The sequence below is a fragment of the Rhodobacterales bacterium HKCCA1288 genome (genome assembly GCA_015693905.1).
GTDB lineage: Bacteria > Pseudomonadota > Alphaproteobacteria > Rhodobacterales > Rhodobacteraceae > M30B80.
The window spans coordinates 1,516,601-1,535,609 of sequence record CP065161.1; the positions used below are offsets into that span (position 1 = coordinate 1,516,601).

At 55.5% G+C, this 19,009-nt stretch carries 18 protein-coding genes; 9 read left to right on the top strand and 9 right to left on the bottom strand.

Translation table 11 applies throughout. The features are described from left to right. Positions 1-3: 3 nt before the first annotated feature. The 5 genes from pgsA to I3V23_07445 all read right to left on the bottom strand — a co-directional run bounded on the left by pgsA (position 4) and on the right by I3V23_07445 (position 4,733). Positions 4-618: a CDP-diacylglycerol--glycerol-3-phosphate 3-phosphatidyltransferase gene (gene pgsA, locus I3V23_07425; GenBank protein ID QPI84450.1), complete on the bottom strand. Its 615-nt coding sequence runs from the start codon at positions 616-618 to the stop codon at positions 4-6. Positions 619-636: 18 nt separating this feature from the next. Next, positions 637-2,532 (bottom strand): excinuclease ABC subunit UvrC, encoded by a 1,896-nt coding sequence (gene uvrC / locus I3V23_07430; protein QPI84451.1) that lies wholly within the window; start codon positions 2,530-2,532, stop codon positions 637-639. 301 nt (positions 2,533-2,833) lie between these two features. After that, the gene (locus I3V23_07435; protein ID QPI84452.1) at positions 2,834-3,613 is read right to left on the bottom strand and encodes an SDR family oxidoreductase; all 780 of its coding nucleotides are present in this window, start codon (positions 3,611-3,613) and stop codon (positions 2,834-2,836) included. Between the two features lie 14 nt (positions 3,614-3,627). Next, complete coding sequence (locus I3V23_07440) at positions 3,628-4,572, bottom strand: calcium/sodium antiporter (GenBank protein QPI84453.1); 945 nt, start codon at positions 4,570-4,572, stop codon at positions 3,628-3,630. Next, a complete protein-coding gene (locus I3V23_07445; GenBank protein ID QPI86843.1) occupies positions 4,569-4,733 on the bottom strand; it encodes a hypothetical protein in 165 nt (54 codons plus the stop codon). The genes I3V23_07440 and I3V23_07445 overlap by 4 nt, the downstream gene beginning before the upstream one ends. A gap of 216 nt (positions 4,734-4,949) precedes the next feature. Between I3V23_07445 and arfB the strand changes: the two genes are divergently transcribed. After that, positions 4,950-5,366 (top strand): aminoacyl-tRNA hydrolase, encoded by a 417-nt coding sequence (gene arfB / locus I3V23_07450; protein QPI84454.1) that lies wholly within the window; start codon positions 4,950-4,952, stop codon positions 5,364-5,366. A 255-nt stretch (positions 5,367-5,621) separates the two neighbouring features. Further along, positions 5,622-6,734: a Fic family protein gene (locus tag I3V23_07455; GenBank protein ID QPI84455.1), complete on the top strand. Its 1,113-nt coding sequence runs from the start codon at positions 5,622-5,624 to the stop codon at positions 6,732-6,734. On the opposite strand, the gene pncB is transcribed toward I3V23_07455, so the two are convergent. Continuing rightward, the gene (pncB, locus tag I3V23_07460; GenBank protein ID QPI84456.1) at positions 6,731-8,023 is read right to left on the bottom strand and encodes a nicotinate phosphoribosyltransferase; all 1,293 of its coding nucleotides are present in this window, start codon (positions 8,021-8,023) and stop codon (positions 6,731-6,733) included. The two genes, I3V23_07455 and pncB, sit on opposite strands and share 4 nt — an antisense overlap. A gap of 67 nt (positions 8,024-8,090) precedes the next feature. On the opposite strand from pncB, the gene I3V23_07465 reads away from it, so the two are divergent. Further along, the gene (locus tag I3V23_07465; protein QPI84457.1) at positions 8,091-9,185 is read left to right on the top strand and encodes a class I SAM-dependent RNA methyltransferase; all 1,095 of its coding nucleotides are present in this window, start codon (positions 8,091-8,093) and stop codon (positions 9,183-9,185) included. On the opposite strand, the gene pncA is transcribed toward I3V23_07465, so the two are convergent. Next, the gene (gene pncA / locus I3V23_07470; GenBank protein QPI84458.1) at positions 9,174-9,785 is read right to left on the bottom strand and encodes a bifunctional nicotinamidase/pyrazinamidase; all 612 of its coding nucleotides are present in this window, start codon (positions 9,783-9,785) and stop codon (positions 9,174-9,176) included. The two genes, I3V23_07465 and pncA, sit on opposite strands and share 12 nt — an antisense overlap. Positions 9,786-9,864: 79 nt before the next feature. Between pncA and I3V23_07475 the strand changes: the two genes are divergently transcribed. The 4 genes from I3V23_07475 (at position 9,865) to arsJ (ending at position 13,922) form a co-directional block, all read left to right on the top strand. Then, positions 9,865-10,767 (top strand): rhodanese-related sulfurtransferase, encoded by a 903-nt coding sequence (locus I3V23_07475; GenBank protein ID QPI84459.1) that lies wholly within the window; start codon positions 9,865-9,867, stop codon positions 10,765-10,767. Positions 10,768-10,845: 78 nt separating this feature from the next. Next, on the top strand, positions 10,846-11,670 hold the full coding sequence (locus I3V23_07480) for a helix-turn-helix domain-containing protein (GenBank protein QPI84460.1): 825 nt from the start codon (positions 10,846-10,848) through the stop codon (positions 11,668-11,670). Between the two features lie 3 nt (positions 11,671-11,673). Then, on the top strand, positions 11,674-12,672 hold the full coding sequence (locus tag I3V23_07485; protein QPI84461.1) for an ArsJ-associated glyceraldehyde-3-phosphate dehydrogenase: 999 nt from the start codon (positions 11,674-11,676) through the stop codon (positions 12,670-12,672). Beyond that, positions 12,669-13,922: an organoarsenical effux MFS transporter ArsJ gene (gene arsJ, locus I3V23_07490; protein ID QPI84462.1), complete on the top strand. Its 1,254-nt coding sequence runs from the start codon at positions 12,669-12,671 to the stop codon at positions 13,920-13,922. Before I3V23_07485 ends, arsJ begins: the two co-directional genes overlap by 4 nt. Here arsJ and I3V23_07495 read toward each other — a convergent pair. Then, on the bottom strand, positions 13,902-14,747 hold the full coding sequence (locus tag I3V23_07495; protein QPI86742.1) for a DMT family transporter: 846 nt from the start codon (positions 14,745-14,747) through the stop codon (positions 13,902-13,904). The genes arsJ and I3V23_07495 overlap by 21 nt on opposite strands. A 192-nt stretch (positions 14,748-14,939) precedes the next feature. On the opposite strand from I3V23_07495, the gene I3V23_07500 reads away from it, so the two are divergent. Next, positions 14,940-16,460 (top strand): deoxyribodipyrimidine photo-lyase, encoded by a 1,521-nt coding sequence (locus tag I3V23_07500; GenBank protein ID QPI86743.1) that lies wholly within the window; start codon positions 14,940-14,942, stop codon positions 16,458-16,460. A gap of 1 nt (position 16,461) precedes the next feature. Here the strand turns inward: I3V23_07500 and glpD are convergent, their stop codons facing one another. Continuing rightward, positions 16,462-18,039, bottom strand: coding sequence for a glycerol-3-phosphate dehydrogenase (glpD, locus tag I3V23_07505; GenBank protein ID QPI86744.1), 1,578 nt, complete (start codon positions 18,037-18,039; stop codon positions 16,462-16,464). A gap of 190 nt (positions 18,040-18,229) precedes the next feature. Here glpD and I3V23_07510 point away from each other — a divergent pair, with 190 nt between their 5' ends. Further along, a complete protein-coding gene (locus I3V23_07510; protein ID QPI84463.1) occupies positions 18,230-19,009 on the top strand; it encodes a DeoR/GlpR transcriptional regulator in 780 nt (259 codons plus the stop codon).

The following is a 19,009-nucleotide window of genomic DNA, read 5'->3' on the forward strand; positions in this document are numbered from 1 at the left end:
CCGTCAGCCTTTCTGGTCACTGAGGAATGGCAAGGCTTTGAGGAAGTAATCAAACCCTGTGACAAAGGTCAAAACGGCTGCAAGCCACAACATCCCCATGCCGCCCCACGCCAAAGCATCGCGCAGCACATGCAAGCCAAAGGTGCCAAATGAATGGTCATTGTGCATATTATGCTCTGCAATCGCCCATAAGAACATCAAGACAATCGCAACCATCTGCACCATGGTTTTCCATTTGGCGAGTTTTGTAACCTTAAGTCGCCCTGCATCCGCGCCCAAGAATTCGCGCAGGCCCGAGACGAAGACCTCGCGAAACAAGATAAGAACAACAGGTGTGATCAGGGCCACGGATAGATCAAACAGTCCGACCAAGATTGCCAAGGCGATCACCACCATGGCCTTATCCGCAATCGGATCAAGCATAGCACCGAAACGGGAAACTTGCGCCCATTTGCGGGCCAAATATCCATCCAGATAATCGGTGGTGGCCGCGCCAATAAACAGGATCAATGCCACCCAATCGGCAATCGGACGCGGAAAGATTGCAAACACCACACCGACCGCAATCGCGGCCAACAGGCGCAGCACCGTCAGAATATTTGGAAGTGTCCATGTCATAGGTTTGATCTTATCCGCTCACGCCCCGTCATGGAAGAAGGCATAGATGGTTTCTGCCATCCGATCTGAGATTCCTTCTACCGCCTTAAGATCTGCCAAATCTGCGCGCGACACGGCCTTGGCACTTCCAAAATGGGCCAAAAGCGCCCGCTTGCGGGTGGCGCCAATGCCGGGAACCTCATCCAGCGGGGTCGCGCCAATCGCCTTTGATCGTTTGTCGCGATGCGCCCCAATTGCAAAGCGATGCGCCTCATCGCGCAGGCGTTGGATAAAATAGAGCACAGGGTCATTGCGCTTAAGCGCAAAGGGACGCGCTCCATAGCGGTGGAACTCTTCCTTGCCCGCATCACGATCAACACCTTTGGCGACACCGATAAAGGGCACATCGTCAACACCTAGATCCCCCATGATCTCGGCAACAGCACTGATCTGCCCTGCCCCACCATCGATAAGCAATAAGTCAGGCCAAGCATCCGATTTGCGGTCAGGGTCTTCCTTAAGGAGGCGCTGAAAGCGGCGCGTTAGAACCTCTTTCATCATGCCAAAATCATCCCCGGGGGTAAGGTCGTCTCCGCGGATGTTGAATTTGCGATACTGGCTTTTGAGAAAGCCCTCTGGCCCCGCAACAATCATGGCCCCAACGGCATGCGCGCCTTGGATATGCGAGTTGTCATAAACCTCTATGCGCGCAGGCGCGCCATCTAGGCCAAACGCATCGGCCAAACCGCGCAACAATTTTGCTTGGGTGGCGCTTTCGGCCATACGCCGTGCAAGGCTTTCGCGGGCATTGCGCAATGCCCCCTCAACTAATTCAGCCTTTTCGCCGCGCTGTGGCACGAGGATCTCAACCTTGCCACCGCGCTTTTGGCCCAGGGCGGCCTCCATCAGCTCGGCCTCCTCCAGCCCATGCGACAGGATCACTTGGCGTGGGGGTTCCTTGTTATCATAGAACTGGCCCAAAAAGGCTTCCATCACCTCATCGGGGGATTCAGAACCACCCAAGCGCGGGTAGTAGTCATGGTTGCCCCAGTTTTGGTTGGCGCGGATAAAAAAGACCTGAACACAGGCCTGACCGCCCTCCATATGTAAGGCGATGATATCGGCCTCACGCACAGTTTGCGGGTTGATCCCTTGGGTACCTTGCACTTGCGTCAGCGCGCGAATGCGGTCGCGCAGGGCTGCAGCGCGCTCATATTCCATCGCTTCAGCCGCCTCGGCCATTTGCGCGCCAAGCTGCTCTTGAATTTCGGTGGAATTCCCACGCAAAAACCGCGCGGCATCAGCCACGCTCGCGGCGTAATCTGATGCGCTAATATAGCCAACACATGGCGCAGAACACCGCTTAATCTGATAAAGCAAACAGGGCCGCGTGCGGCTGTCAAAAGTCGTGTCGCTGCAATTGCGCAGCAAGAACACTTTTTGCAATTGGTTCAACGTGCGATTAACCGCACCCGCCGATGCAAACGGGCCAAAATACTGCCCTTTCTCCGTCTTCGCCCCTCGATGTTTGCGGATTTGCGGAAAATCATGCGCAGCCCCAATTACGATATTCGGGAAGCTTTTATCGTCACGAAGCAAAACATTGTATCGCGGCTTGAGCTGCTTAATGAGATTTTGCTCTAACAGCAGCGCCTCGGTTTCGGTGCGCGTGGTCAGAAACATCATCGAAGCAGTTTCCGAAATCATCCGCGCGATACGCGGACTATGCCCCGAGGGTTTCGCATAATTCGACACCCGCCGCTTAAGGGCACGCGCCTTGCCAACATATAAAACGCGGCTCTGCGCATCGAGCATGCGATAAACACCAGGGCTTTGATCTAGCGTCTTAAGATAGTCGCGGATGACCTCATGCCCCTGCCGCGGCGCATCTGCTGAGGGGCTAATTTCCACGCTGTTTTCTAACATGTCATCCATGATGCAAAGCTTGCCCTGATTCCAATTCGCGCTGCAACGAAGAGCAGCCAAGTTCAAGGGAAAATATGTCCACTAAACCTGTGGATAAACCTGCGGAAAACCCTTGAAGCATCGAAATTTTTCTTTGTTTTTCGGAGGGTTCTGTGAATTGCACAATTTTTAGGCGTCTTTTTAACTATTTGAATTTGTTAATTATTTTCTTTTCCAGCGGGGCTTTGTGATCAAAGCGTTACTTAAACTTTACCTAAACGTTACCTAAGGAGCCGCGGTGGAAAACTCCAATCATGATCAAAAATTAGACCTATTCCGTCCCCACAACATCAGGGGTCGCCCAAGCCAGATGCTGCCCCCCATCCACGGCGATCATTTGGCCTGTCACAGCCTTAGCTTTCACCAAATAGATGAGCGCATCGGTGATATCGTCCAAATCGGCGCCACGGTGCAAAATTGTAGATTGTCTCTGGCGGGCAAAGGCCGCTGCATCCTGCCGTCCCCCACGCAATGTTGGGCCGGGCCCAATGGCATTTACGCGAATATCGGGCGCTAAATTCTGCGCGGCGGTTTTGGTAAATGTCCACAATGCGGATTTTGCCAATGTGTAACTGACAAAATCGGGGGTCAACTTATGCACCCTTTGGTCGATCATGTTGATGATGACTGAGGTTGCGCGCGGCTCACCGCCGCTATCTTGAACGGCTTTGGGGGCCTGCGCGGCAAAAGCCTCGGACAAGACCACGCTCGCGCGCAAGTTGGAATTCATGTGCCGATCCCAACTCTCGCGGGTGAGGCCCCCGAATGTATCATGCTCGAATATGGAGGCGTTGTTGACCAGAACCGAAAAAGGCGCCCCGATTGACGCACGGGCCTCAGGCAAAAGGGCCTGTGTCGCCGCCTCGTCCAAAAGATCGGCCTGCACCAGAACCGCCTGACGCCCTGCGGCCCGAACGGCTGCCGCGGTCGTCTCAGCCCCTTCGCGGGATGAGGCATAATGGATCGCCACATCGTAACCCGCCTGTGCCAATGCAATCGCCATTGCCTGACCCAAGCGCTGACCTGCGCCTGTCACCAAAGCTGCGGGCATCTGTGAACCTCCGACTAGTGCAACAAGAAACTTACATAGCCGATATAGAGCGCCACAAAGAGAAGTCCCACCGCGCGCCCCATGCGCCACCGGAAAAACACGAAAGGCAGCAAGATCAGCGAAGTGCCCAACATCACCCAAAGATCAAAGCGCAGGAATTCACTATCCACGGGAATGGCGCCAAACCATGGCGCGACCCCAAAAATGAACACCAAATTAAAGATGTTCGAGCCAATTACATTGCCCAAGGCCACATCTGCATGTTTGCGCAATGCGGCCATCACAGATGTCGCCAATTCGGGCAAACTGGTGCCAAGGGCCACCAGGGTCAAACCAATGACCACCTCCGACACGCCAAAGGCGCGCGCGATTTCTGTGGCGCTGTCAATCAAGAGATCCGCCCCCAAAGGCAGACCAATCAAGCCAAGCCCAAGATACATGCCAATCTTCCAATAGGGCATGGACGGATCAGCTTCTTCCAATTCTTCGGGTAACTCTTCGGGCGCATCACCTGCAAAGGCATGACGAATTTGATCGCCCAATATCAGCGCAAAAACCGCCAGAAGGATCAGACCGTGCCACCAGACAAAGGGCCCCAGAAACGCAAGCACGACAAAGACCAAACTGGCGCAGAGCATGAAAATGTAATTCTTGCGCGTGTCCGAGACACTGGGATCAAGGCAGGAAATAATTGCGGGCAACCCCAAGACCAAAAGAACATTGGCGATGTTCGACCCCACGACATTGCCCAGTGCCAAGCCTGGTGCATCGCCAAGCACCGCTTGGATCGACACCAATAATTCTGGCGCAGATGTCCCAAAGGCCACCACGGTCAGGCTGACGACCAAGGCCGAAATGCCCAACCGCAACGCAAGGTTGACAGCCCCCCGCACCAACGCATCCCCCGCAAGAACGAGGATCACCAAGCCCAAAACAGCCAAGGCAATATGCGCGGTCATTCAGGTTTGTCCTCGTCTCTCGGATCTCGTTTTAGCGGATCACGCTTTAGGGGGTCTGGAGGAAAGCGCGGCTTGCGCGATTTGAACTTGGGCAGGCGCAGCTTTCCAAACATGGCAAGCACGGCCATAAAAATTAGAAAAAGACTGATGATCTTAAGCATCACAAATCAATCCGCCCCAAAACAAAGGACCAAGGGACTTGTGCAAGATGAGGGCGGAGTGGTCTTTTCATCATAGCCCCTCACGTAACGATGCCCCCCCCTTCAATCAAGGGGCGTCATCTGCGAAATCTTACGGGCTTGAGGCGAAGGATCGTCACTGGGATTATCCGCCTTTGCCCGCTATGATGCCCGCACAAACCCGCAAGGCAGACCCAGATGCTGACCATCACCGACCAGATCACCATTGCCGATTGGGAATTGACCGAAAGCTTCACCCGCGCCCAAGGGCCAGGCGGTCAGAATGTGAACAAGGTTTCAACGGCAGTGGAATTGCGGTTCGAGGCCGCCCGTTCCCCCCATCTGCCCGCGCACGTCAAACGCCGCTTGCAACGCATCGCGGGCCAGAAATGGACGAAAGACGGCGCGGTGGTGATCTTTGTGCAAGACACCAGAAGCCAAGCCCGCAACCGCGAGATCGCCCGTGAAAGACTAGCCGAGATGATCCGCGCCGCCCTAGTGGTGCCAAAACCCCGCCGCCCGACCCGCCCCACGAAGGGATCGGTGGAACGGCGGATCAAGGCGAAGAAGGTGCGCGCCGAGGTGAAGGCAGGACGGGGGAAGGTGGAGGGGTGAGGGGTGGATGAAACCCATCATGCACGCGGGTGGTGGGCGGGGATGGTGGGTTTCACCTGGCCAACATAGCGTGATGCAGGTTACACATTTCCTTTACCGACGCAGGGTGGGAGCCTACGCTTGCGGTGACAAGCTGTGGTGATGACGCGGCGACCTTGTGGTGTGTTTCAAAAAACGGCTTCCTTCGACATAGCGACTCTCATATGTTAAGAAAATATCGTTTTCTTAACATATATGCAGTATCGAGGTAAGCACATGGACAGAACGACAACAGTATCGGGTCCCCGCTTAGTCGAGACCTACAAGATACCTGCACTTCCACCACCGGTAGACTTTGAAACGCTGCCTATCCTCAAGGCACTTAAGGAAGCGCACAAGAATGTTGCCGAACTGAAAGGGCGCGCCGGATCATTGCCAAACCAAGGCATTCTAATCGATACTCTCACCCTACAAGAAGCAGCAGCAAGTTCTGAGATCGAGAACATCGTGACCACGCAGGATGAACTCTATCAAATGAATACCCGACTGGGATTATACCCGTCGCCCGAAGCAAAAGAGGTCGCACTCTATGGCTCCGCTCTACGCTTAGGGTTTGAACAATTACATGAAAAGAAGGGCAACATCAGCAATAGCACAATAATCGCGCTTTTTCAGACACTGAAGCGGAGCACGGGTGACTTCAGAAGAACGCCGGGAACAGCCCTAAAGAACGATAGGACTGGCGAGATCGTTTACGTGCCCCCACAATCCTTCAATGACATTTCACGACAAATGGGTGAGCTTGAGTCTTTCATTAATGAACCACTTCCTGAGAATATTGATCCGCTAGTGGCTATGGCAATTGTCCACCATCAGTTTGAAAGTATCCACCCATTTCCAGACGGCAACGGCCGTATCGGGCGAATTCTGAACGTTCTTTTTTTGTGTAAACTTGGGCTACTTGAGATCCCAATTCTATACCTGAGTCGATACATTACTCGAAATAAGGGGGACTACTATCGGCTTCTTCAAGCTACACGCGATACTGGCGATTGGGAGCCATGGACTCTCTATATGCTAGCTGCCGTTTCAGAAACTGCTGCGGAAACTACGCGGCTAGTTCAGGGGATACGCATACTAATGGCAGAGACCAAAAAGAGGCTTCGTGATCAGCACTCAAAGATCTATTCTCAAGAATTGATCAATAATCTCTTTCGACACCCATACACTAGAATTGAATATGTTGTTGATGAGGTTGGAGTCAGTCGTCAAACTGCGGGAAAATACCTGAACGAGCTGGCAGAATCCGGTCTACTAAAGAAAATGAAGATCGGGCTAAACAACTATTACATTAATGGGCCGTTGGTTGACTTGCTAGCAAAGCCCTAAACCACCACCTCAACCCGCTCCTGTTCCCCCACCCCGAACACGCGCTTATAGCGCGCGATCTCGTCCTGTGGCCCCATCGCTTTCTCGGGGTTGTCGGACAGTTTGACCGTGGGGCGGCCGTCGGCGCGGATGGCTTTGCAGACCAGCGAGAAGGGGGCGAGTGCATCGCCCTCGACCAGCCCGCGGAAATCATTGGTCAGAAGCGTGCCCCAGCCAAAGGACACGCGCACGCGGCCTGAAAATTTTGCGTGCAGCTCGGCGATGCGGTCGACATCCAACCCGTCCGAGAAGATCACCAATTTCTGCGTAGGGTCTTCGCCGCGCGATTTCCACCAGTCAATCGCGGCCTCGGCCCCTGCCTCGGGCGTGCCTGAATCGATACGAATACCCGTCCAACCCGCCAACCAATCGGGCGCGTTCCTGAGGAACCCCGCCGTGCCATAGGTGTCAGGCAGGATGATGCGCAGATTGCCATCATGTTCCTCATGCCAATCCGCAAGCACATCGTAGGGCGCCCGGGCCAGTTCCGTATCATCGCGGGCCAAGGCGGCATAGACCATCGGCAATTCATGCGCGTTCGTCCCGATGGCCTCAATGTCGCGCTTCATCGCGATATGGCAATTCGAGGTGCCCGCGAATTTACCCCCCAAACCTTCGATCATCGCCTGCACACACCAATCCTGCCACAGATAGGAATGGCGGCGGCGGGTGCCGAAATCGGCAATGCGCAGCCCCTCAATCGCGCGCATTCTTTCGATTTTTTCCCAAAGCTTTGTCATCGCGCGGGCATAGAGCACCTGCAACTCGAACTTACCCATGTCTTTCAAGACAGCGCGCCCGCGCAATTCCATCAAAACTGCAAGCGCGGGGATTTCCCAAAGCATCACCTCGGGCCATGCGCCTTCAAAGGTCAGCTCATATTGATCTCCCACCCGTTCCAGATGGTAGGGGGGCAGTTGCAGCGCCTCGAACCATTCCATGAAATCGGGGCGGAACATCTGGCGCTTGCCGTAAAACGTATTCCCGCGCAGCCACGTGCTTTCGCCCCGCGTCAGGCGCAGTGTGCGGATATGATCCAATTGTTCACGCAATTCACCCTCATCAATCAGATGCGCAAGCGGGATGCGCGTTGTGCGATTGATCAGTGAAAATGCGACTTGGGTTTTGGGCCGATTGCGAAAGACCGACTGACACATCAGCAATTTATAGAAATCCGTGTCGATCAGCGAGCGCACGATCGGGTCAATCCTCCAGCGATGGTTATGGACACGGGTGGCGATATCGACCATGGCTAGGCTCCAAGCAGGCGTGTTTCGCGCCGTTTAGAGCAAATCATAGGCCATAAAGGCAAGAGCGATGGAAATTTTCCTGCAAGGCACCCCAGGATTGGAGGATATCCTCGCCGAGGAGGCCCGCAGCTTATCCTTCTCGGGCGTGCAATCTGTGGCAGGGGGTGTAATCTGTCAGGGTGATCTCGCTGAAGCAATGCGTGCCAATCTCTGGCTGCGCTGCGCGGGACGCGTATTGATCCGTATCGCGGAATTCCGCGCGATGCATCTGGCACAATTGGACAAGCGCGCGCGCAAATTGGATTGGGCCAGCATTTTGCGTCCTGATCGAGCTTGGCGCGTTGAGGCCACCTGCCGCAAATCAAAGATTTACCACCAACGCGCGGCTGCGGAACGAATTGAGGGGGCAATCAGCGCGGCGCTTGGCATCACGCCAAACCCTGAGGCGCTGATTGTTGTCAAACTGCGCATCGAAGATGATCTTTGCACACTCAGCCTCGATACATCTGGCGAGAGCTTACACAAACGGGGCGCCAAGGAATTCATCGGCAAAGCGCCGATGAAAGAAACCCTTGCAGCCGCGTTTTTGCGGGCCTGCGGCTATCATGGCGGGATGCCTGTAGTTGATCCGATGTGTGGCTCGGGCACGTTTTTGCTTGAGGCCGCCGAGATTGCCGCGCGGTTGCCCGCAGGGCGTGCGCGCCGTTTTGCGTTTGAAGATCTTGCCGGATTTGAGAGTGCTGATTGGTCTGCAATGCGCCGCAATTTTTCCTCACGCGAGGCTGAGGCCGTGCAATTTTACGGGTTCGACCGCGACCAAGGGGCGATTACAGGCGCGCGCGCCAATGCCGAGCGGGCGGGTGTTGCGGAATGGACCAGCTTTGCCTGTCAGCCCCTCAGCGCGCTTGAACCACCGACAAAGCAAAAAGGGTTGGTCATTCTGAACCCGCCCTATGGCGCGCGGATTGGCAATCGCAAATTGTTGTTTGGGCTTTACGGCGCCATTGGCGCGGTCATGCGCGAACGGTTCACGGGATGGCAATTTGGCATGGTCACATCGGACGAAGGGTTAGCCAAGGCCACAGGTTTGACATGGTCAGAGGTGAGCCGCCCCGTGGCCTTCGGTGGGTTAACTGTCAAACTCTATCAATCAGCCCTTTGACATCATCACGCCCAAAGCGGCCATGTCATCCAAAGCTGTCGCCAATGATCCGCCCAGATCAATCGCGCGACACAAATCGCGGCGCAGCTCGACTGCAAACCCTAGTTTTGCGGCATCTTGCGCGGAATAATTGACACAGAAATCTGTCGCCAATCCGACCATGGTCAGATGCGTGATCCCACGATTGCGCAAATATCCCTCAAGCCCCGTGGGGGTCTGGTGATCATTTTCGAAAAACGCAGAATAGCTGTCGATGGCAGGGCGAAACCCTTTGCGAATAATCAGATCCGCACGGTTTGTGCGAAGTTCTGGATGGAATTCCGCCCCCGCGCTGCCTTGCACGCAATGATCAGGCCATAAAACCTGTGGGCCATAGGGCATCTCAATCATCTCTAGGGGCGCGCGCCCCTCATGCTGGCTTGCAAAACTGGAATGATCCGCGGGATGCCAATCTTGGGTCAGGATCACGGCGGCATAGTCATCCATCAAGGCGTTGATCCCCGCTACAATCGCGCTGCCCTCAGGCACAGCCAAGGCGCCGCCTTCACAAAAGTCATTTTGCACATCAATCACCAAAAGCGCGTGAGTATCGGGTTTCATACCATGGTCTCCGTATAGGGCAGCGTGCCGCATCACCTAAGGGTTGAGTTGCACAATGCAAGGGCGTAAATGCGCAGCTATGTATATTGTCGCCGCTCTCTATCACTTTACCCGATTTGACGCGCCCGAAGAGTTGCGCGCGCCCCTGCTTGAGCTTTGCGAGACGCAGGGGATCAAGGGATCGCTTCTTTTGGCGCGCGAAGGGATCAACGGCACCATCGCAGGCAGCCGCACGGGGATTGACGCGGTGCTATCCCATATCCGCAACCTGCCTGGTTGTGCGGCGTTTGAATGGAAAGAAAGCACAGCCACCGAAATGCCCTTTGGCCGCCTCAAGGTGCGCCTGAAGCGCGAGATCGTCACGATGGGTGTGCCAGAAACTGATCCGCTCAAAATCGTGGGCACTTATGTTGCGCCTGAAGAATGGAACGAATTGATCTCGGCCCCTGATGTCGCCGTGATCGACACGCGCAATGATTACGAAGTGGCCATTGGCACTTTCAAAGGCGCGGTTGATCCACAGACCGAAAGTTTCCGCCAATTCCCACAATGGTGGGAGGAAAATAAACATCGCTTTCACAACAAGCGGATCGCAATGTTCTGCACCGGTGGCATCCGTTGCGAGAAATCCACCGCGTTCCTCAAGGATCAAGGCGTGGAGGAGGTGTATCACCTCAAAGGCGGCATCCTAAAATATCTTGAGGAAATGCCACAAGAAAGCAGCCTTTGGGAGGGCGAATGTTTCGTCTTTGACGAACGCGTCTCTGTCGGTCACGGCCTTAAACAGGGGCCTTATGGTCTGTGCCGCGCCTGTCGCCGCCCGATTTCTGTCGAAGATCGCAGACATCCCCATTTCGAAGAAGGCGTCTCCTGCCATCAATGTATGGGCGAGCACAGCGATGAAGATCGCGCGCGTTTCCGCGAACGTCAGCACCAGATTGCCTTGGCCAAAGCCCGCGGTGAAAGCCATTTGGCAGGCTAGTTTACGCTCTCCGTGAATTTTTCATGACAGCGCCATTTGAGACTTTGCTTGATTCATTATTTCGATTATTCACGAAATATGGAAAATATACTCGTCACACAGCTGTCAACTTTGGGCCATGGCCCACGCCTTGATATTTTTCGTCTGCTGATGCGCCGGTATCCTGATGCGGTCGCGGCGGGGGAAATTGGTGCTGCTTTGGGGGTTAAACCCTCAACCTTGTCGGCCTATCTTGGCGCGCTTCATCAGGCGGGGTTGATCGCGCAAGAACGCGAAGGCACTTCGCTGCGCTATCGCGTAGCGATGGACACCACCCATGATATGATGGCTGCTCTATTTTCAGAGTGCTGCCGTGGACGGGTAAACCTTCAGTTTGACTGTGCGCCTGACCCGCAGAATGACGGCAGGCTATTTAATGTGCTGTTCCTCTGTGTTGGAAACTCGGCACGCTCCATCATGGCTGAAACTTTGCTACGCGATATGGGCGGGGATCGGTTTCGCGTATACTCCGCCGGTGTCCAACCGCAAAGCACACTCAACCCGCTCGCGCTCGAGGTGCTGCGCCAGAAAGGTCACGATACCTCTGCTCTCAGTTCTAAGCATCTTAGCGTTTTCCAAGCGCCCGAAGCGCCGCAGATGGATTTTGTTTTTACAGTCTGTGATGTGGCCGCCAATGAGGATTGCCCCGCTTGGGCGGGACAGCCTGTCAGCGGGCACTGGGGCCTGCCTGACCCTGTAAAGGCCCAAGGCAGCGTTGCTGAGCGGGGGCTGGCTTTTCAGGCAACCTATGGCGCGTTGCGCAATCGTATTGCCGCCTTCACCGCCCTGCCCCTTGAAAGCCTAGAACGCGCGGCGCTGCAAAAGGCGGTGGATCACATCGCAGAGATTTCTAAAGAGGATTGAAATATGACTGTCTACGCGCTGAACGGATTGGGCCGCATCGGCAAGCTTGCGCTGCGACCCTTGCTTGAGGCGGACGCAGAGATTGCATGGATCAATGATGCGGTCGGTGATGCCGCCATGCACGCCCATCTGTTGGAGTTTGACACAGTGCATGGCCGCTGGCCCGCGTCTTTCTCAGCAACTGAGGATGCTGTCATCATAAATGACCAACGCATTCCTTTTATTGGCACCAAAGACATCCATGACCTGCCCCTTAAGGGGGTGGATGTGGTCATTGACTGCACGGGGAAATTTAAAACAGCTGCGGCCCTTGCGCCCTATTTCGCCGCAGGCGTGAAAAAGGTCATTGTCTCCGCCCCCGTCAAAGATGGCCCCACCGCGAATATCGTCTATGGCGTGAACCATGAGATTTATGACCCTTCCGCGCATCACATCGTGACAGCGGCAAGCTGCACCACAAATTGCCTTGCCCCTGTCGTCAAAGTGATGATGGAAGAATTTGGCATCAAGCACGGCTCAATCACCACAATCCATGATGTCACAAACACCCAAACCATCGTGGATCGGCCAGCTAAAGATTTACGCCGCGCGCGGTCTGCGCTGAACTCGCTGATCCCGACCACAACGGGCAGTGCCACGGCGATCACGCTGATCTATCCTGAATTGAAGGGCAAGCTTAATGGGCACGCTGTGCGCGTGCCTTTGTTGAACGCGTCCCTGACCGATTGTGTCTTTGAGCTAGACCGCGAGGCCACAGCGGCGGAAATCAACGCAGCCTTTGCACGTGCGGCAGAAGGGGCGCTGAACGGCATCCTCGGCTTTGAAGCGCGCCCTTTGGTGAGTGCGGATTACACCAATGACACGCGATCCTCGATTGTGGATGGGCCATCCACGATGGTCATTAATGGCACGCAGGCCAAGATTTATGCGTGGTATGACAATGAAATGGGCTATGCCCATCGCCTGATTGATGTCGCGCGCATGGTTGGCGCAAGCCTATGACCGCGCCAAAGCCATCCGCCCTGCCCGCCTATATCGCCGTAACAGCGGCTTATTGGGCGTTTATGCTGTCGGATGGCGCGCTTCGGATGTTGGTTCTCTTGGCCTTCCACGAGCGCGGCTTTAGTCCCGTTCAACTGGCCTATCTGTTTTTGCTCTATGAGCTTGCAGGCGTCATAACCAATCTTTCTGCGGGCTGGCTGGCCGCGCGTTTTGGCCTGACCCGCACCTTATATGCGGGGCTGATCCTACAGGTTGGTGCGCTTTTGGCCCTCACCGCGCTGGATCCTGCGTGGTCGATCGGCGCATCTGTGGCCTATGTGATAGCCGTGCAAGGGGCCTCAGGCGTGGCTAAGGATCTGGCGAAAATGTCCTCAAAATCGGCTGTCAAACTTTTGGCACCCGAAGGGGCTGGATTGCTGAAATGGGTATCTTGGCTGACAGGATCAAAAAACGCGGTAAAGGGATTGGGGTTCCTTTTGGGCGCAGGCCTTTTGGCACTTTATGGCTACAACACCGCCTTGTTGGGCATGGCAGCTATTTTGGCACTGATCCTTGTGGCGCTGCTTTTCTTCATGCCGGACGGCCTGCCCAAAGGGAACAAAGCGACCAAGTTTTCCACCGTCATCTCGCGAGACAAAAATATCAATCGTCTGTCTGCGGCCCGCGTCTTTTTATTCGGCGCGCGGGATGTGTGGTTTGTGGTGGGCATCCCCGTTTATTTCTACGCCGTTCTTTCCGATGGCAGCGATGAAAGCAGGCGCGCGGCCTTTTTCATGATTGGCACCTTCATGGCGGTCTGGATCATCCTTTATGGCGCTGTTCAGGCCATGGCCCCGCGCATCCTGCGCAAAGGGGCTAACAATCTGGCGCTACTGTCTGCAAGTGCGCGCCAATGGGCCTTGGCGCTTGTGCCAATCCCTGCGCTTTTGGCGATTACTGTCTCCACCGCAGGCACGCCCGCCCCTTGGCTGACTGTGACGCTGGTCTTGGGTCTGTTGGTCTTTGGCGCGATATTTGCCGTGAACTCGGCCCTGCACTCTTACCTCATTCTCGCATTTTCAAAATCCGAGCGGGTCAGCCAAGATGTTGGTTTCTACTACATGGCGAATGCGGCAGGCCGATTGTTGGGCACGGGCCTATCGGGCCTTGCCTATCAATGGGGCGGGGTTGAGGCCTGCTTGATGGTAGCAAGCGGACTTTTGGCCTTATCGGCGGTCGCCGCAAATCGCCTAAACCGCAGCACGGCGTGAGCGCGCGGCAAGGCGCTCCCGATGCATCGTGTAAAGACCTGTGGCCACGATCACGGCCGTTCCAATAAGCGTCCACCCATCAGGCAATTGCGCAAAGACGAGATAGCCATACATGACCGACCATAGGATCATCGAATAATGCACAGGGGCCAATACCACCGCCTCCGCAATCTCCAGCGCGCGGATGACCATGAGCTCCGCCACACCTGCAATCGCCGCGATTGCAATCATCAAAACGATTGAGACGGGGTCACTTGGCCAAATCCATACAAAGGGCAGCGGCAGGCTGATCAACGCACTGCCAACAAGCGCGGTATAAGCTACCGTGGTATAGGTGTTGTCATAGGGCGCAATCATACGCGATAAAACCTGACGCAAGGCAAATAAACTGGCGGCAAAAAGCACCAGAAGAACCGCGGGATGCACGATCCCTAGGCCTGGTCGGATCACGATCAACGTGCCAATGAAACCGATGGAAATCGCAGCCCACCGATGCCATCCCACCGTTTCGCGCAAGATGACGGCGCCCAGAACAGTCACGATTAAAGGCGCCACAAATGTCACGGCGACCGCATCGGCCAACGGCACGAAACTGACGCCCAAGATGAAACATGTGGCCGAAATCACCGCAATCGCCCCGCGCAACGCCTGCAATTTCGGTCGCGCCGTGCGCAAAATCACAGGCCCGCGCCACAGCAGCAAAACCAAAACCCCAAACAGCAGCCCCAATTGCCGCGTCCAAACGATCTGCACTGGATGAAACAGATCGGTCAGGAATTTGGCCATTGTGTCTACGGCAGCAAATAAGAAAAAACCCAAGGCCATGAGGGCCAAACCCTTGAGATTGCTCGGGGCTTTGGGGGTTTCACTTGGTGTCGCTGTGTTATGCGGCAGGTCTGGAATGGTCGGCATAATGGGCCCACGGATTTGGTATACCACATCCTTAGGCCGCAAATCAGCTTCTGTCGACTGGGCAAATGGCTGACAAGCCCAATGAACGCACTAATTTGCAAGATCATGGAAAAGCGGCCTGTTCAGCTTGTTTGGTTCAAACGTGATTTGCGCGTTACAGATCATGCCTGCCTCGCCTCTGCGGCAGCGCGCGGGCCTGTTTTGCCCCTCTATATCATTGAGCCTGATTTCTGGGCCGAGCCCGATGCAAGCGCGCGACATTGGACGTTTCTGCGGCAATCCTTGGGAGAGTTGCGGGAGGCATTGGCGCGCTTGGGTCAGCCGCTTGTGATCCTTCGCGGGGATGCCGTTGCGGTGCTCGAAGAAATCGCAACTGCGCACACAATTGCCGCGCTGTGGTCGCATCAAGAAACGGGCAATGATTGGACATATGCGCGTGACAAACGGGTTGCGGCATGGTGCAAATCGAAATCCATCCCATGGCACGAACCGCGCCAATTCGGTGTCATCCGAAACTTACCCTCGCGCAACGGATGGGCGGAGGAATGGGACAAACAGATGTCACATCCCTGCCATGCAACCCCGCATCTTGAACCCATTTGCGAGGCACCCAGTTTCGATTTACCTAAGCCCGCGGATCTCGGCCTTGCGCCCGATGGCGGGGATCACCTGCAGATTGGCGGATCAATGGCAGCACGCGCGCTGCTCCATAGTTTTCTTACTGAACGCGGCGCGCCCTATCGCGCGGCAATGTCTAGCCCGCTTTTGGGTGCTGATGCCTGCTCGCGCCTATCGCCGCATCTGACATTCGGCACAATCTCGCTCCGCGAGGTGGCACAAGCCGCCGCCCGGCGCGCAGGCACCCTACCCAAAGGGCCGAGCCACAAAGACTGGCGCGGATCCCTGCGCGCCTTTCAATCCCGCCTTTATTGGCACTGCCATTTCATCCAAAAACTTGAAGACGAACCACGGATCGAATGGGAGAATATGCACCCCGCCTATGATGGTCTGCGCGATGATCCACAGGGGCATCCATGGTTTGAAGCGTGGAAAGAGGGGCAAACGGGGCTGCCGTTTCTGGACGCCTGTATGCGGTCGCTGCATCACACGGGATGGCTGAATTTTCGCATGCGCGCGATGGTGATGGCCGTTGCCAGTTATCACATGTGGTTCCATTGGCGCGAAACGGGCCTGCATCTGGCGCGGATGTTCACCGATTATGAGCCTGGAATTCATTGGTCACAGGTGCAGATGCAATCTGGCACAACGGGCATCAACACGATCCGCGTCTATAACCCAATCAAGCAAGGGTTGGATCAAGACCCCGATGGGGTGTTCATCCGCCGTTGGGTGCCTGAAATTGCACAGCTCTCAGGGGATGCCCTGCACCGCCCGTGGGTGCATCCTGACGCGCATGGCATTTTGGGACGAACCTACCCCAACCCCATCTTTGATCCGGCGGCGCGCGCCAAATGGGCCAAAGATCAGATTTGGGCCAAGCGCCGTGCGCCCGATCACAAGGCGGGCGCGGTTGCAGTTCTCACCCGCCATGGCAGCCGCAAATCCCCCCGCAAGACAAAACGTGCCGCCAAACACCCAACGGAACAATTGTCCCTGTTTGATTAGCCTATTCTGCGGCCATCTGCGTTGCGGCGCTTTGCATCCATGCATCAAGGGCCGCTATTTGTGATGGGTCTAGCCGCAGCCCCAACTTGCTGCGCCGCCAAACCACATCTTCGGCTGTTTGCGCGAATTCGTGTTTCATAAGCCAACGCACCTCTGCCTCGGTCAAAGTTGCGCCGAAATCGTGACCGAGATCCTCTGATGTTTGAGCCCCCGCCAGTATCGCCCAAGCATCCCGCCCATAGGCGCGAATGAGGCGCGTGGCCCATTTGGGCGTAAGAAACGGATAATCCGCCACAAGGCTTGCAATCAACCGATCCACATCCCCCACCTCGAAATCGCCACCTGGCAAGGCCACCCCCGCCGTCCACGGCCCGCGCGCGGATTTCGTGAACTCTGCAATTTTCTCAAGCGCGGATTCCGCCAAGCGGCGATAGGTGGTGATCTTGCCGCCAAAAATATTCAGCAAGGGCGCATCCCCATCCCCTTCAAGGATCAGCGTATAATCCCGCGTAGCGGCAGATGCCGATTGCGCCCCGTCATCATAGAGCGGCCGCAAACCAGAATAAGACCACACGATATCCTCGGCAGTAACAGCCGTGCTGAAATAGTTATTCACAAAGGACAGCATATAATCCCGCTCCTCGATGCTGCATTCGGGGCGGGTATCGGGGTCGCGGTGATCTTTGTCGGTCGTCCCGATTAAGGTGAAATCCCGCTCATAAGGAATGGCGAAACATATGCGCCCGTCCTCACCCTGAAAGAAGTAGCATTTCTCATGGTCATAAAGACGCTTGGTCACAATATGGCTGCCCCGCACGAGACGCACGCCGCCTTTGCTGTTTTGACCGATCTTCTGGCCGATCACATCGCTGACCCATGGCCCTGCGGCATTGATCAAAATCCGCGCCTGATGGTGATGGGTTTGCCCATCGCGGGTCTGGGTGCTGATCTTCCAAATGCCATTCTCCCGCTTGGCGGTCACCACCTTGTGACGCGGCAAGATCACCGCGCCACGCTCAGCCGCATCGCGGGCATTCAGCGCCACAAGACGGCTGTCTTCCACCCAACAATCTGAATATTCATAGGCCTTGGAAAATTTACGGTGCAGCGCCGCCCCCTCAGGGCCTTTGCGCAAATCCACCACCGAGGTTCCAGGCAATATCTTCCGCCCGCCCAAGTGGTCATAAAGAAACAGTCCCAATCGGATCAACCATTGCGGACGCCGCCCCGCCATCCACGGCATAAGCCGCGCCAAAAGTCGTGATGTGGGGGTTTGGCTCTCAAAGCGCATATCTTTGTGATAGGGCAGCACAAACCGCATCGGCCAAGAAATATGCGGCATGGCTTTGAGCAAAATTTCACGCTCAATCAGCGCCTCGCGCACCAAGCGAAACTCAAAATATTCTAGGTAGCGCAACCCACCATGAAACAGCTTGGTCGATGCCGAAGACGTAGCCGAGGCCAGATCGTTCATTTCCGCCAAACGCACCGTTAAGCCGCGTCCCGCCGCATCGCGGGCAATGCCGCAACCATTGATGCCACCGCCGATGATGAAAAGATCGTCAATCTCGCTCGTCATATCCATTGCGCCTTTCTTGCGGGCCTCATTCCACCGAAACCTAACGCCGCTATGACACAAACGAACACAAACGAAAATAATAATCTTCAAAATTATTCATTTTTGACGTCATTCGAAGAATTGACCCCCGATTTTAAGCCATCTAAGGTCTGTTAACCGCGCAAATGCGCGAAAAGGAAAAGGAACGCGCATGTCGCAAAGCTTTCGCTGGCCAGAGATTCTCGATATCGCGCGGCGCGAGGGGAAAGTGAGTGTCGAAGGACTGGCCGCGCATTTTGGCGTGACCACCCAAACCATCCGCCGCGACCTTAGCGATCTTGCCGATGCGGGAAAATTAGAGCGCGTCCATGGCGGCGCGATCCTGCCATCGAGCGTATCAAATATCGGCTATGAAATGCGGCGCGGGTTATACGCTGAAGAAAAGGCACGCATTGCGGCAGCTTGTGCGGCCCAAATACCCGATGACATTTCGCTCTTCCTCAATATCGGCACCACGACAGAAGCCGTTGCGCAAAATTTGCTGCATCACAAGAATCTCTTGGTGGTCACAAATAACATCAATGTCGCGACTATCCTTGCCGCCAATCCTAATTGCGAGATCATCCTTGCGGGCGGGCAATTGCGCCGCGCCGATGGGGGGCTGATCGGCAAGCTGACCTCGGATGCGGTGGCACAGTTCAAATTTGACCTTGCGGTCATAGGATGCTCAGCCATTGATGCGGAAGGGGATATGTTGGATTTCGACATCCAAGAGGTGGGGGTCAGCCAGACAATCATCTCACAATCGCGGCGCGTGTTTTTGGTGGCCGACCGCTCAAAATTTACGCGCAGCGCGCCTGCAAAAATCGCTGCACTTTCGCAAATTGATGCGCTGTTTACAGATCATCCGCTTGACGCCCCATTGGCCGCACGTTGCCGTGATTGGGGGCTTGCAACACATATAATCCCATACAGTTCGACAGGGGCCTAA